Genomic DNA, 13373 nt, shown 5'->3' on the forward strand with positions numbered 1-13373 from the left:
TCGGCCACCCGTCAAGCCTTCGCTTTGTCCAGCGCCGACTGCAGGGACGACTTGTACGCGCCGCTGGTCAGGGTCGCACCGCTGACGGTGGAGATGTTGGCGCTGGTCTTCGCCGCCACGGCGCTGGCGTTCAGGGTTGGCACGGCCCGCTCGTTGATCTGCCTGCTGGTGGACCGGTCGGTCGGGTAGGTGGCGCTGGCCTTGGTCACCACCCCACCGGACACGGTGATCGTCACCTGCACCGTACCGTAGTCGTGGGTGAAACCCCGGCCGGTGAACGTGCCGCTGGCCAGGCCGTTTGGCTTCGGGGCCGCGGCGGTGGTCCGGGTGCCGGTCGGCGTCTTGGACCGGCTGGCCGTCGGCTTGCTGGAGTGCTTGCCGGCGGCCGACGCCTTGGCGGACGGTCCACCGCTCGGGGCCGCCCCGGAGGGGTCCGCGGGCGCCCCAGACGGGGTGTCGGCGGCGGCCGCGCCGGCCGTGTCGACGGTGACCTGGGCGTCGGTGCGGGACGGCTGGCCGAGCTTGGCGCCGATCAGCAGCGACGTGCCGATGGTGGTGCCGAGCAGGGCGAAGACAGCGCGACGCACGGAAGGTACCTCCGGGGGGTCAGAATTCGAACGGGTCGAGGTGGATCTGGCGGCGGGGCACCCGCAGCCGGCGCAGGGCCTTGACCGAGGTGTCGATCAGGCCGGTCGGCCCGCACAGGAAGACGTCCCGGTGCCGCACGTCGGAGACCAGCTCCCGCATGCCCTTCGGCGTGAACAGGTAGCGCGGTCCGGCGTCGTCGCGGGAGCCGAGGACGTACCAGACCTGCGCGTCCCGCTCCCGGGCGAGCCAGTCCAGCTCCTCCCGGAACAGCAGCTCCTCCTCGTTGCGGGCCCGGTAGATCACCACCGTCTGCGCCGGCAGCTCCTCCAGCAGCGCGCGGATCGGCGCGATGCCGCTGCCGCCGGCGATGAGCAGCGCCCGGGGCCGGCGCCGGCGTTCGGCCGTGAACACCCCGGACGGACCCTCGGCGAAGATCCGTACGCCCGGGCGCAGCCCGCGCAGCCGCTCGGTGTGGTCGCCGACCACCTTGATGGTGAGCCGCAGGAAGTGCTCGTTGGGCGCGGCCGAGAGCGAGAACGGGTGCGCCTGCCACCAGCAGCCGAGGGTGAGGAAGCGCCACCGGAAGTACTGCCCGGCCCGCGCGTCCAGGTCCTCCAGCCGGCGCCCGGAGATGTACACCGAGATCATGTCCGGGCCCTCGGCGGTCACCCGCTCCACCCGCAGCCGGTGCCGCAGGTTGAACCAGGCGGGCCCGAGGATCCGGCCCCAGACCAGGCAGGCCAGCACGAAGACGTACAGCCCCACCCAGTACCACTTCGCGAACCCGCCGCGGGACAGCTCCTGCCCGGTGGCGAACTGGTGCCCGTAGCCGAGCAGCAGGATGAGGTAGGTGGCCAGGTGCAGGAAGTACCAGAGCTCGTACGGCATCCGCCGGCGGACGCCACGGATGGCCAGCAGGCTGATCCCGACCAGGATGCCGGTGGCCACCGTGGCGCTCACCATGTCCTCGTACGTGGTGATGAGGTTCCAGGTGGCCGGCACCACCGGCTGGAGGGCGAGCTTGGCGTAACCGACGCTGATCAGCCCGACGTGGGCGAGGATCATGACGAGCAGGGCGCCGCCCAGCTCGCGGTGCCAGATGAGCAGCGAGTGCGCGCCGATCCAGCGTTCCAGCCAGCGCGCCCGGCTCATCAGCAGGACCTGGGCGAGCAGCAGGAAGCCGCCCACCAGGCCGGTGAGCCGGCCGCCGGCGATCAGGATGTCGGTCACCGACTTCACCGAGCCGGTCGGCGTGTTCAGCCACCACAGCTCGATGCTGGTGGCCAGCGCGCACCAGAACACGATGTGGAACAGCAGCCGGCCGCTGTGGTCGTACACGTCGGGGGCGTCGATCTCGCGGTGCTGCGCGGCCCGCGGCCGGTAGGCATCCTTGACCCGGTACGACCGCTCGGCGTCGTCCGCCTCCCGGTCGGTGGGCGGCTCCTGCCAGCGGCCGCGCTCCGCGCCGGGCTGCTGCCAGCGGGTCCGCTCGGCGGCCGGCTCCGGCCAGCCCGTCCCCTCGGCCGACTGCCGGTCGTCCCGGGCCGACTGCCGGTCGTCCCGGGCCGACTGCCGGTCGCTCCGGGCCGGCGGTCCCAGCTCGTCCCACCGGGTCCGCCCGGGCTCGGCCCAGCCGCTCGGCGCCGGCGCCTCCCGGCGGAGGCGGTCCGAGCCGCCCCAGCCGCGGCGCTCCCCCGCCGGCTCATCCCAGCCGTACGCGTCGCCTCCCCGCTCCGGGGAGTCGGCGGGAGGACCGGGTTCGACCCGCAGATCGCTCACCCAGTTGTCCAACGGCTCCTTCGTCGCCACGTCCGGATCCACGGCGACAGGTCTACCTGGCCGGCGGGGGTCGAAGCCACCCGAACCGGTCGTCTTTGCCGACACTTAAGGCTGGCTTGGCGGCCGGATAAGCCGTACCGGAGTGGTCGGTCAGCGATGGGTCACCGGGCCGTCACCGGACCGCGGTCCTCGTCGATCGCCCGACCGCTCTGGCCCTGGGCCAGAAGCGCCGGGCCGAGGCACCCTACGGGGCGAGCAGCCGCGGTCCGGTCGGCGCGGGCCGCGGCGCCGCCGTCAGACCGACCGGAGCCGGCGTGCCCGGCCGGTCCCGCCCGTCCGGGCCGCCCTGATCGCCACCGCGGTCAGCCCGGCGGCGACCAGGCCGAGGCCGCCGGCGACCACGAGCACCAGCCGCGGCGACACCGCCCCGAGCGCCGCGCCACCGACCACATAGGACAGCGCCACGGCCAGGCTCACCCCGCCGTACGTCACCGCGAAGACCCGGCCACGCAGGTGCTCCGGAACCGCCCGGGCGACCGCGGCGGGCAGACCGGTGTCGATCATGGCGATGCCGAGCCCCCGCACCGCCTGGCAGGCGAAGGCGACCGGCACGGCCCAGGCCAGCCCGGTGAGCAGGTTGCCGCCGGCACTCACCGCGAACCCGAGAACCACCAGCACCAGCGCCGGTCGGGCGCGGCCACCCACCGCCAGCAGCAGGAACCCGACCAGCAGCCCCAGGCCGACCGCCGCGTACAGCACCGAGACCGCCACATCGCCACCGCGCAACTCGTCCCGGACCAGGAACACCAGGACGACGTCGTCGATCCCGGTACACAGCACGACAGCCCAGAACCCGACGGCGACCGCCCGTACCATCCGGTTGTCGGCGACGTAGCGCAGACCTTCCCGGGCCTCCGCCCAGATGCCGGGCGCCGGACCGACGGACCCGACCCGCCCCAGCCGGGGCAGCCTGCTCAGCAGCACCGCAGACAGCCCGAAGCTGGCGACGTCCAGCCAGAGGATCCCGCGCAGGCCGAGCACCGGAAGCAGGGCCGCCGCCAGCAGCGGCCCGGCCACATCCAGGCCGTTCGTGCCCAGGCCGAGGGCGGCGTTCGCCGGCTCCAGCTGATGATCGGCGACCAGCCGCGGTAGCACGGCCCGGCCGGCCGGGTCGAACACCACCGCGAAGGCCGACTTCGCGACGATCAGCACGAGCAGCAGCGCGAGGTTCGGCAGCAGCAGCGCGACGAGCGCCATCATGACGCCCTGGCCCAGCTCGCACGCCAGCAGGAGCCGCCGCGGCGCGAGCCGGTCGGCGAGCGCGCCGGCCACCGGACTGAGCAGCGTGGGCAGCAGCTCACCGACGAGCATGAGCAGGGCGACCGCCGAACCGGCGCCGGTCCGGTCGGCGACGTAGAGGATCAGCGCCACGGTGCTGAGCGAGCCGCCCAGAAACGACACCGCGCGGGACGCCCAGAGCGTCCGGAAGGCCGGATGGCGGCGGAGCAGCCCGAACGCGTTCTGCGCATCGGCGGCGGTCACGGCGTTATCAGACCAGGCCGGTCAACCGGTATTCGCCGCCGGCGGCCGGCGACGGGCCGCGGTCATCCGGCGCGGACCGGGGTCAGCCGGCGCGGACCGGGGTCAGCCAGCGTGGACCGGGGTCAGCCGGCGGCGGGTCAGAGTCGGCCGGCCGCCAGGCCCAGCAGGTCGTCGAGGATCCTTCCGCCCTGCAGCAGCAGGGACAGGTGCCCCTCGTCGTCGTACAGGTGCGCCCGGGCGGTCCGGATGTGCTCGGCCAGCCACCGGCCGTGCTGCGGCGGCACCGTCCGGTCCTGCGCGCCCTGCCAGACCGCGACCGGTACGGCGATGGCGGACAGGTCGAAGCCCCACGGCCGGACGAACGCGAGGTCGTCGTCCCGCCACCCGGCGACGCCGGTGGAGACGGACCGGCGGAACGACTCGGCGAGCGCGTCGGCGAAGTCGCCCGTCAGCGCGGCCCGGTCCACCTCCGAGGCGAGCCCGCCCAGCGCGGCCGCCACGTCGGCGCCGGTGATCCCGGCCAGCCCCGGCTGGCCGGCCGTGAGGAACGCGGTGAGCGCCTCGGCGCCGTCGCGGGCCGCCGTGAACTCCTCGAGGTTCTCGGGGCCCATCCCGGCGTACCAGTCGAGCCCGTCGGCCTCGAACGGCGCCACCCCGGCCACGGTGGCCGCCGCCACGCAGCGGTCGGGCAGGCCCGCGGCGCAGGCGAGCGCGTGCGGCCCGCCGCCGGACGTGCCGACCGTGACGAACCGGTCGCACCCCAGGTGGTCGAGCACGGCCCGGGTGTCGGCCGCGGCGTCCGCGACGGTCCGGCCGGGCCGCGGCGCCGACCCGGCGTAGCCGGGCCGGGAGTAGAACACCGTCCGTAGCCCGCGCTCCGCGGCCGGCCGGCTCAGCTCCGGTACGTCCGCCGCGGCCGACGGCGTGCCGGAGTGCACCACCAGCACCGGCCCATCGGCCGGCCCGGTCACCAGCACCTCCAGCTCGCGCCCGTCCTCGGCACGGACAGTGGTCGGATCGGTCCCGGACATCGCGTCCCCCCAGATCGCCCTACGCGCGAATACGAGGCCGATGCTACGGCCGCCTGGGCACGACGGCAGCCTCGCCCACCCCGCGCGCCTTCCCGGGCCGACCGCCGGACGTCCCGGCGGAAGGGCTGCGCGGGGACCGGTGATGAAACGCTCGCGGTGGCGGCGGCGCTGGTCAAGTTGGACCCGATTCATCACGAATGGAGCACGTGGACCCATGAGATCAGCAACAGGGCTTCGGCTGGCGGCACCGGCGATCGTCGGGATGGCACTGGCGACCGTGTCCGGCTGCGGCACCGGGGCCGAGGACGCCGACGTCGCCTGGAAGGGCTCGGCCTCCCCCACCGCCAGCACCGGCACGGCGCCGACCGCCAGCGCCAGCACGGCGCCGGCCCGGCCGGCGAAGCTGACCTCGGCCTGCAAGCTCCTTCCGGCCAAAACGGTCAACACCGTGCTCGGCGGCACCGCCGCGACCCGGCTGAGCGCCCACGAGGAGCCGGTGGAGAAAAAGTCCGGCCGGACCCGGATCTCCTGCAGCTACGGACGGGACGGCAACGAGCCGTTCGCGCTGCTCGTGTCGATGCGCCCGGGCCAGGCCGACGAGGCCGAGGCGCAGCTGGACGGCATCGCGGCGAACAGCGGGGTGAAGGCCACCCGGTTGACGGTGCACGACGCCGGCGCGGTGACGTACGCCAAGGAGGGCATGCGCAGCATCGCCGTGGCGGTGCCGTACCAGGACGAGCTGCGACTGGTCATCTTCGCCGCCCCGCAGGTGGTGCCGCAGTCGAAGCTGGTCGACCTGGCGGAGCACGTGGTCAAGCAGGTTTGACCGTCCGAGGCGCGCGGCGGGCCGGCCCGCCGCGCGCCTCAGCGGGCCCGCCCGGCCTAACCGGCGGCCGAAAGCAGCGCGTCGGCGACCGTGGTCCGGGTGTTCATCCGGGACCGCCCCTCCCGGTGCGTGGTGACCAGGCCGGCCGCGCGCAGGATCGTGAGCTGCTGGGAGACCCCGGCCGGCGACATCCCGGTACGCCGGGACAGCTCGGTGACCGACACCGGCGCGGCCAGCTCGGCGAGCAGCCGGGCCCGGCCCGGCCCGAGCACCGCGGTCAGCGCCCCGGAGGCCCCGCCGGGCAGCTCCCAGAGCGTGCCGGCGCCGCGGGCCGGGTAGGCCAGCTGGGGCGGCTCCGCCGCCGCGACGCTCAGCACGCTCGGCCAGACGAAGACGGACGGGATGAGCACGAGCCCGCTGCCGGCCGGCACGTCCGGCGCGGCGCAGTTGCGCTGGTCGACGCAGAGCGCATCGCCCTCCCAGCGCACCCCCTCGTGCAGGTCGTTGAGCAGCCCCGCGGCGCCGCCCCCGGCCAGGGCCCGGGCCCGGGCGAACACCTCGGCCTCGAGCAGGAGCCGGATCCGTGGCCAGTCGGCGGCCAGGGCGATCTGCCAGTAGGCGTTGATCTCCCGTACCAGCCGGCGCAGCCCGGCCGCGGGGTCGGCGGCCAGCCCGGCCAGCTCCGGGGTCGGCGCGCCGCCGTAGAGCGCGAGCTGCTCCCGGACCATCGCGGCCGGCGTGCCGGCCAGCGCGGCCAGCTCGTCGGCCAGCACCGGATCGAGACCGGCGGGCGTCGGGGTGAGGAAGTCGGGCAGGTATCCCGGCGCGGCCGGGATGAGCTGCCAGAGCAGTCCGCCACCGGCGCCGACCAGCCCGGCCGCGGCCAGCGCCGGCCGGACCCGGCGTACCCAGGGCAGGTGGATGGCGTGGTCGCCGGGATTGCGCAGCACCCGGACGCTGGCCACCACCTCCCACAGGCAGGAGGCGGCGAACCGGACCCGCGCCACCGCGCCCGCGGACAGCCCGATGGAGACCACGCGTACCCTCATTTCAGCCGGAGCTGAAACATTACGCCGCCGGCCCGCGCGGACCGACACTGAGCCGGTGAACGATCGAATCGACAGCGCCGAACAGTTCCGCTCCCTGCACCGCCCCGGCTCACCGCTGGTCCTGGTCAACGCCTGGGACGCCGCCAGCGCCGCCGTGGTGGCGGCCGCCGGGGCCGCCGCGGTCGGCACCACCAGCGCCGGCGTGGCGTGGAGCCTGGGCGCCGCGGACGGCAACCGGCTGGACCGCGGTCCGGCCGTCGACCTGGTACGCCGGGTCGCGGCCGCGGTGTCCGTACCGGTCAGCGCCGACATCGAGTCCGGTTTCGGGGCCACCCCCGCCGAGGTCGGCGAGACGGTACGGGCGGTGCTGGCCGCCGGCGCGGTGGGGGTCAACATCGAGGACGGCCTGTCCGACCGCTCGCTGCGGGACGTGGCCGACCAGGTCGCCCGGCTGGCCGCGGCCCGGGCCGCGGCGGACGAGGCCGGGACGCCGCTGTTCCTGAACGCCCGGGTGGACACGCTCCTGTTCCGCGCGGGCGGGGTGCCGGAGACCGTGGAGCGGGCCACCGCGTACCTGGCCGCGGGGGCCGACGGCATCTTCGTGCCGGGCGCCACCGACCCGGACCTGGTCGCCGAGCTGGCACGGGCCATCCCGGCGCCGCTGAACGTGCTGGCCGGGCCCGGCGCGCCCAGCGTGCCCGAGTTGGCGGCCCTGGGCGTGGCCCGGGTGAGCCTCGGCTCGGCGGTGGCCGAGGCGGCGTACGGCCTGGTCCGCCGGGCGGCCATCGAGGCGTACGGCGCCGGGACGTACGACGCGCTGGCCGACGACCCGGTGCCGTACCCCCAGCTGAACGCCCTGCTGGCCGGCTGAGCACCGCGCCGCCCAAGCGTTAGGAAGGGCCCCTTCCTATACAAAAAGCGATAAGAAGGGGCCCTTCCTTTCACCGCCGGAACGACTGGCGGAGGATGCCGCCGACGAGGGCGCACCAGGTCTCGGTGCTCACCTTGCCGTTGGGGGTGAGCCCGTGCAGCCGCTGGATGTCCTGCACGGCCTTCATCGTCGGGTGGTCGTAGGTCCCGGTGTTGGCGACGTCGGCGCACCCCTTGTGGTTGAGGATGTACTGCACGGCCTGCACCGGCAGGCCGGTGGCGTCCTTGTCCAGCTCGGGCGCGAGGGTTTCCCAGGTGGCGTTGGTGAGCGTGGCGTCGACGTCCACCGGCAGCCCCTGGCTGGCCTGCCACGACTGCACGGCCGTCACGGTGGCGGCGTCGAACACGCCGGTGAGCGGCACGGCGTACCCGCGGAAGGCCAGCAGGTATTGCGCCACCCGGACCACCGGGCCGCCGACGAACCGCCAGATGTCCGGCCAGCGCCGGGCCGGAATGTCGCCGATCGCGGTGCCGAGTTCGGCGGCGATCCGCCGGCGCAGGCCGGGGAAGAGCCGGTAGAACGCCACCCCGGGGCAGTCGGTCTCGCGGAAGTCCCAATGCCCGAAGATGTCGGAGGCGTGCAGGCCGTACTGCCGGCAGACCGTGACGCAGAGCCGGACCAGCGAGTCGAGCAGCGCCGCGGGCGGCGTTTCGGTGACGTAGGTGCCCTCGTTCTCGATGCCGATGGCGTTGCCGTTCTCCCCGGGGCAGTGCGCCGCGACCACCTGATGCTCCCCGCCGGCCAGCATCTCCAGGCTGCGGTGCCGGCCCTCCAGCACGTACCCGCCGCGGCTGACCGTGAAGTGTTGCCCGGTGTCGGCCCAGCCGTTGGTGTCCAGGTGCAGGTTCTGGCAGTCCCGGGCCAGCTGCAGGGCGTGCTCCCGGGAGTAGTCGGTCACGTTGGGGAACGCCATGTGATGCAAAATGATCTTGTTGGTGACATTGCCGCTGATCTGGATGGTGCTGGCCGGCGGCCGGGCGCCCCACTGGTCGCAACCGATGATCCAGGACAGGTCCGTCCCGGGGGCGGCCGCCGCCGTGCCGGCGGTGCCCAGCTGGGTGCCGACCACCGCGAGGGTGGCGCCGCCCAGGCCGGCCCGCAGCAGCGTACGTCGATCAAGCTCGGACATCACGTCTTCCTCTCCCAGCCGGGGTGATCGAGCCGGATGAATGAAAATCATCTACGGCTTCGATCGTCAAACCGGAGGATATTGCCGAGTGACACGGAACACCAGACCTTGCCGGCCCGCTATACGAGCGTATAGTCCTCTGTTAGGTCGTATAGGAATTGACGCTGACGTAGAGGCGGTGGGCAGGATGGCGACGGCGCGGCCGGTCGGCGACCCGGGGTTCGAGGACCTGACGGCGCGGGCCCGGATCCGGGACGCGGCGCTGCGACTGTTCGCCGAGCGCGGCATCGAGGCCACCAGCGTGCGGGACATCGCGGCCGCCGCCGGGGTGTCGCCGGGACTGATCCGGCACCACTTCGGCTCCAAGGCCGCGCTCCGGGACGCCTGCGACGCGTACGCGATGGAGCAGGTCGACCGGCTCCGCGCGGACATGTTCGACCGCGGCGGCATCTCCGACCCCACCTTCCTGGGCGCGGTCCAGCCCGCCGCACGGTTGCTGCAGAGCTACCTCACCCGGTCCCTGATGGACGGCTCGGAGACCGCGATCGCGCGGTTCGACGAGATGGTGGACATCGGCGAGCGGTGGATGCTCGACCACGGCATGGGGACGAAGGCGCGCGACCCGCGGGCCATGACCGCGGTGATCGCGCTGATGAAGCTCGGCGTCTTCGTCATGCAGGACCACCTGTCCCGGGTGCTCGACGTGGACATGAACACCACGGCCGGATACATCCGGATGCTCCGCGGCTTCGTGGACATGTCCACCCAGCCGATGCTCACGACCGAGCAGGCCGACCAGCTGCACGCGGCGCTGGACCGGCTGGAGTCCGACGGCGAGCGTCACCGGACGGCCTCGGACACCGTCCAGCACGAGGACCACGGCGCGGAGGGCGCCGGGACAGACGACGGCGCGGAGGGCGCCGCCTGAGACGGCGGCGCCGCCGGCGCCGCGACCTTCACGGGAGGAACCACAATGACCGAGGCGATCAGCATTGATGGCCTGGTCAAGACGTTCGGGCGCACCCGCGCCCTGGACGGCCTCGACCTGACAGTACGGACCGGAGAGGTGCACGGCTTCCTCGGGCCCAACGGCGCCGGCAAGAGCACCACCCTCCGGGTCCTGCTCGGGCTGCTCCGCGCCGACTCCGGCACGGTCCGGCTGCTCGGCGGCGATCCGTGGTCCGACGCCACCGCCCTGCACCGCCGGCTGGCGTACGTCCCGGGCGACGTGACGCTGTGGCCCAATCTCTCCGGCGGCGAGGTGATCGACCTGCTCGGCCGGCTGCGCGGTGGGCTCGACAAGCGGCGCCGGGCGGACCTGCTCGAGCGCTTCGACCTGGATCCGCGGAAGAAGGGCCGGACCTACTCCAAGGGCAACCGGCAGAAGGTGGCGCTGGTGGCCGCGTTCGCCTCCGATGTGGAGCTGCTGCTGCTCGACGAGCCCACCTCGGGCCTGGACCCGCTGATGGAGGACGTGTTCCGGCAGGTCGTCCGCGAGGAGCTGGAGCGCGGTGACCGCACCGTGCTGCTGTCCAGCCACATCCTGTCCGAGGTGGAGGCGCTCTGCGACCGGCTCACCATCATCCGCGAGGGGCGGGCGGTGGAGACCGGCACGCTGGCCGACCTGCGCCACCTCACCCGCACCAACATCCAGGCCGAGCTGGCCGGCCCGGTCGACGGCCTGACCGACCTGCCGGGCGTGCACGACCTGCGGGCCCAGCACGGCCGGATCTCCTTCGATGTCGACACCGAGGCGCTGGACAACGCGCTGCGCCACCTCACCCAGGTGGGCGTGCGCAGCCTGGTGAGCCAGCCGCCGACCCTGGAGGAGCTGTTCCTGCGGCACTACGACCGGGGCGGGGAGCAGCCCAAGGAGGCCGTCCGATGACCGGCACCGGCAGGCTCATCCGGCTGATCCTGCGCCGGGACCGGGTGCTGCTGCCGCTGTGGGTGCTCATCATCGGCGTGCTGCCATCGACGTACGTGGCCTCGTTCCGCACCCTGTTCTCGACCGTCGCGGAGCGGCACCACTACGCCGAGACGAGCGCCAACAGCTCAACCATGGTGGCCCTGTACGGCCAGGTGACCGGGGACAGCCTGGGCGAGCTGGCCACCTGGCGGGCCGGCTTCATGCCGATCATCGTCGCGCTGTTCAGTCTGCTCACGGTCATCCGGCACACCCGCACCGAGGAGGAGGCCGGCCGGCGGGAGCTGATCGGCGCCACGGTGGTGGGTCGGCACGCCGGCCTGGCGGCCGCGCTCATCACCACCTGCGCGGCCAACCTGGTGCTGGCCCTCGTCGTCGCGGGCAGCACGGCCGGCCAGCACGTACCGGCCGGCGGCGCGCTGGCCCTCGGCCTGGAGTTCGCGATCGCCGGCTGGATCTTCGCGGGCGTCGGCGCGGTGGTGGCGCAGCTGACCACCGGCGCGGGCGCGGCCCGCGGCATCGGCATCGTCGTGCTCGGCGTGGCGTTCGTGCTGCGGATGACCGGCGACCTGAGCGGCGCCTCGGGCGGATCGCTGTCCTGGCTGTCCTGGGTCTCGCCGATCGGCCTCGGCATGCGGATCAACCCGTTCGGCGGGAACCGCTGGTGGGTGGTGGCCATCGGCGCGGCCGTGACCGCCGCGCTCTGGGCCGGGGCCGTGGCGCTGTCGGGTCAGCGGGACGTCGGCGCCGGCCTGCTGCCGGACCGGCTCGGCCCGGCCACCGCAGCCGCGGGGCTGGGCACGCCGCTGGGGCTGGCCTGGCGGCTGCACCGCGGCCTGCTGGTCGGCTGGTCGGTCGGCTTCGCCCTGCTGGGACTGGTGTTCGGCAGCCTCACCAACAGCATCCAGGACATGGTCAGCGGCAACGCGGAGCTGGAGCAGGCGTTCGCCCGCCTCGGCGGCACCAGCGGGCTGGTCGACGCGTACCTCGCCTCCACCATGGGCATCCTCGGCCTGATCGCGGCCGGGTACGCGATCCAGGCCACCCTCCGGATGCGTGCCGAGGAGGCCGGCGGGCGCGCCGAGCCGGTCCTCGGCACGGCGGTGAGCCGCCTCGGCTGGGCCGCCAGCCACCTGCTGTTCTCGCTGCTCGGTCCGGCGGTGGTGCTGGCCGTGGCCGGGTTGACGGCCGGGCTCTCGGCCGGCGCCGTCAACCACGACGTGTCCGGGTTGGTGCCCCGGGTGCTCGGCGGCGCGCTCGTGCAGCTGCCCGCCGTCTGGGTGCTGGCGGCCATCGCGGTGGCGCTGTTCGGCTTCGCTCCCCGGCTGGCCCCGGTCACCTGGGGCGCGCTGACCGCCTGCCTGCTGATCAACCTGGTCGGCGGCGTGCTTCAGCTCAACCAGCGGGTGCTGGACGTGTCGCCGTTCACCCACATTCCCAAGCTGCCCGGCGCGCACTGGTCGGTCGTACCGCTGGTGTGGCTGCTCGCGGTGGCCGTGCTGCTGGGCGGCGCCGGCCTGGCCGGACTGCGCCGCCGCGACATCCCGGTCGGCTGATCCGCGATGACCCCGCCGGTCGTCAACTAGAGGTTGACGATCGGCGGGCGTCAACCTAGAGTTGACGCATGACCGAACCAACGCGAACCACCAGCCCGATCCGCCTCGACGACCTGATCGAGGGGATCAAGCGCGCCCGTTCCGACGTACTCGAACAGCTCGCCGACGCGGTCGTCGCGGCCGACCACCTCGGCGAGGTGGCCGACCACCTGATCGGGCACTTCGTCGACCAGGCCCGCCGCTCCGGCGCATCCTGGACCGACATCGGCCGGAGCATGGGGGTGAGCAAGCAGGCCGCGCAGAAGCGCTTCGTCCCGAAGGCGCCCGGTGAGGGCGAGGCGCTGGATCCCAGTCAGGGCTTCAGCCGGTACACCGTCCGGGCCCGCAACGCGGTGATCTCCGCGCACAACATCACCAAGGAAGCCCACAACGCGCAGATCCGGCCCGCGCACCTGGTCCTGGCCCTGCTCGCCGATCCGGATTCGCTGGCCACCAAGGCCATCACCGCCCAGGGCGTCGCCCTGGACGCCGTACGCGAGGCGGCCACCGCGGCGCTGCCACCGGCCGGGGACGACGTGCCCGCGATGATCCCGTTCGACCAGGACAGCAAGAAGGCCCTCGAACTCACCTACCGCGAGGCGCTGCGGCTGGGCCACAACTACATCGGCACCGAGCACATCCTGCTCGCGCTGCTGGAACAGGAGAATGGCGCCGCGGCCGGCGTGCTGTCCGGCGTCGGTCTCAGCAAGGCCGCCTCGGAGGCCGCGATAGCCGAGGCGCTGGCCGGCCTTCAGCAGAAGTAACCGTTGACTCGGCGACAGCCGCCGGCGGCGAGCAGCAGCCGCCGCCGGCGGCGGCGAGTCCCCGCGACACCGCCGTGCCCCGAACCACGCCGGAATGCTCGTCATCTGAGAGTGACCGGCCACTCGCGCTCCGAGGCCGGAACGTGTCGTACGGCCGTGCGAACGTGCCAGAGTGATGGACGAGCTGGTGCGGGTGGATGGGGCGATAACGA

General features: G+C 73.8%; 12 protein-coding genes. 6 read left to right on the forward strand and 6 right to left on the reverse strand.

Features of this window, described 5'->3' with window-relative positions:
* Positions 1–11: 11 nt before the first annotated feature.
* The 4 genes from ACFFHU_RS07625 to ACFFHU_RS07640 all read right to left on the reverse strand — a co-directional run bounded on the left by ACFFHU_RS07625 (position 12) and on the right by ACFFHU_RS07640 (position 4940).
* The gene (locus tag ACFFHU_RS07625) at positions 12–587 is read right to left on the reverse strand and encodes an FMN-binding protein (protein ID WP_377336978.1); all 576 of its coding nucleotides are present in this window, start codon (positions 585–587) and stop codon (positions 12–14) included.
* 19 nt (positions 588–606) lie between these two features.
* Positions 607–2397 (reverse strand): ferredoxin reductase family protein, encoded by a 1791-nt coding sequence (locus ACFFHU_RS07630; RefSeq protein ID WP_377336980.1) that lies wholly within the window; start codon positions 2395–2397, stop codon positions 607–609.
* A 264-nt stretch (positions 2398–2661) separates the two neighbouring features.
* A complete protein-coding gene (locus tag ACFFHU_RS07635; protein ID WP_377336981.1) occupies positions 2662–3909 on the reverse strand; it encodes an MFS transporter in 1248 nt (415 codons plus the stop codon).
* A gap of 137 nt (positions 3910–4046) precedes the next feature.
* The gene (locus ACFFHU_RS07640; protein WP_377336982.1) at positions 4047–4940 is read right to left on the reverse strand and encodes an alpha/beta fold hydrolase; all 894 of its coding nucleotides are present in this window, start codon (positions 4938–4940) and stop codon (positions 4047–4049) included.
* Between the two features lie 262 nt (positions 4941–5202).
* Here ACFFHU_RS07640 and ACFFHU_RS07645 point away from each other — a divergent pair, with 262 nt between their 5' ends.
* On the forward strand, positions 5203–5766 hold the full coding sequence (locus tag ACFFHU_RS07645; RefSeq protein ID WP_377336983.1) for a DUF3558 family protein: 564 nt from the start codon (positions 5203–5205) through the stop codon (positions 5764–5766).
* Between the two features lie 56 nt (positions 5767–5822).
* On the opposite strand, the gene ACFFHU_RS07650 is transcribed toward ACFFHU_RS07645, so the two are convergent.
* Entirely contained in the window at positions 5823–6803 is a 981-nt protein-coding gene (locus ACFFHU_RS07650) for a helix-turn-helix domain-containing protein (RefSeq protein WP_377336984.1), read from the reverse strand.
* A 67-nt stretch (positions 6804–6870) separates the two neighbouring features.
* On the opposite strand from ACFFHU_RS07650, the gene ACFFHU_RS07655 reads away from it, so the two are divergent.
* Positions 6871–7686, forward strand: a complete 816-nt coding sequence (locus ACFFHU_RS07655) for an isocitrate lyase/PEP mutase family protein (RefSeq protein ID WP_377336985.1) — start codon at positions 6871–6873, stop codon at positions 7684–7686.
* Between the two features lie 70 nt (positions 7687–7756).
* Here ACFFHU_RS07655 and ACFFHU_RS07660 read toward each other — a convergent pair whose 3' ends face one another.
* Positions 7757–8875: a peptidoglycan recognition protein family protein gene (locus tag ACFFHU_RS07660; protein WP_377336986.1), complete on the reverse strand. Its 1119-nt coding sequence runs from the start codon at positions 8873–8875 to the stop codon at positions 7757–7759.
* A gap of 187 nt (positions 8876–9062) precedes the next feature.
* On the opposite strand from ACFFHU_RS07660, the gene ACFFHU_RS07665 reads away from it, so the two are divergent.
* From ACFFHU_RS07665 to ACFFHU_RS07680, 4 genes are all read left to right on the forward strand, one after another.
* Entirely contained in the window at positions 9063–9803 is a 741-nt protein-coding gene (locus ACFFHU_RS07665) for a TetR family transcriptional regulator (protein ID WP_377336987.1), read from the forward strand.
* Positions 9804–9848: 45 nt separating this feature from the next.
* Positions 9849–10763 (forward strand): ABC transporter ATP-binding protein, encoded by a 915-nt coding sequence (locus ACFFHU_RS07670; RefSeq protein ID WP_377336988.1) that lies wholly within the window; start codon positions 9849–9851, stop codon positions 10761–10763.
* A complete protein-coding gene (locus ACFFHU_RS07675; RefSeq protein ID WP_377336989.1) occupies positions 10760–12358 on the forward strand; it encodes an ABC transporter permease in 1599 nt (532 codons plus the stop codon). Before ACFFHU_RS07670 ends, ACFFHU_RS07675 begins: the two co-directional genes overlap by 4 nt.
* A gap of 68 nt (positions 12359–12426) precedes the next feature.
* Complete coding sequence (locus ACFFHU_RS07680; RefSeq protein ID WP_377336990.1) at positions 12427–13161, forward strand: Clp protease N-terminal domain-containing protein; 735 nt, start codon at positions 12427–12429, stop codon at positions 13159–13161.
* The last annotated feature ends 212 nt before the right edge of the window (positions 13162–13373 follow it).

Source organism: Plantactinospora siamensis (assembly GCF_042434095.1).
Taxonomy (GTDB): Bacteria; Actinomycetota; Actinomycetes; order Mycobacteriales; family Micromonosporaceae; genus KBS50.

Bases quoted from the DNA above. Each gene is read 5' to 3' on its own strand.
- ACFFHU_RS07640 (WP_377336982.1), bottom strand. From the start codon at position 4,940: ATGTCCGGGACCGATCCGACCACTGTCCGTGCCGAGGACGGGCGCGAG.
- ACFFHU_RS07645 (WP_377336983.1), top strand. From the start codon at position 5,203: ATGGCACTGGCGACCGTGTCCGGCTGCGGCACCGGGGCCGAGGACGCC.
- ACFFHU_RS07660 (WP_377336986.1), bottom strand. From the start codon at position 8,875: ATGTCCGAGCTTGATCGACGTACGCTGCTGCGGGCCGGCCTGGGCGGC.
- ACFFHU_RS07665 (WP_377336987.1), top strand. From the start codon at position 9,063: ATGGCGACGGCGCGGCCGGTCGGCGACCCGGGGTTCGAGGACCTGACG.
- ACFFHU_RS07670 (WP_377336988.1), top strand. From the start codon at position 9,849: ATGACCGAGGCGATCAGCATTGATGGCCTGGTCAAGACGTTCGGGCGC.
- ACFFHU_RS07675 (WP_377336989.1), top strand. From the start codon at position 10,760: ATGACCGGCACCGGCAGGCTCATCCGGCTGATCCTGCGCCGGGACCGG.
- ACFFHU_RS07680 (WP_377336990.1), top strand. From the start codon at position 12,427: ATGACCGAACCAACGCGAACCACCAGCCCGATCCGCCTCGACGACCTG.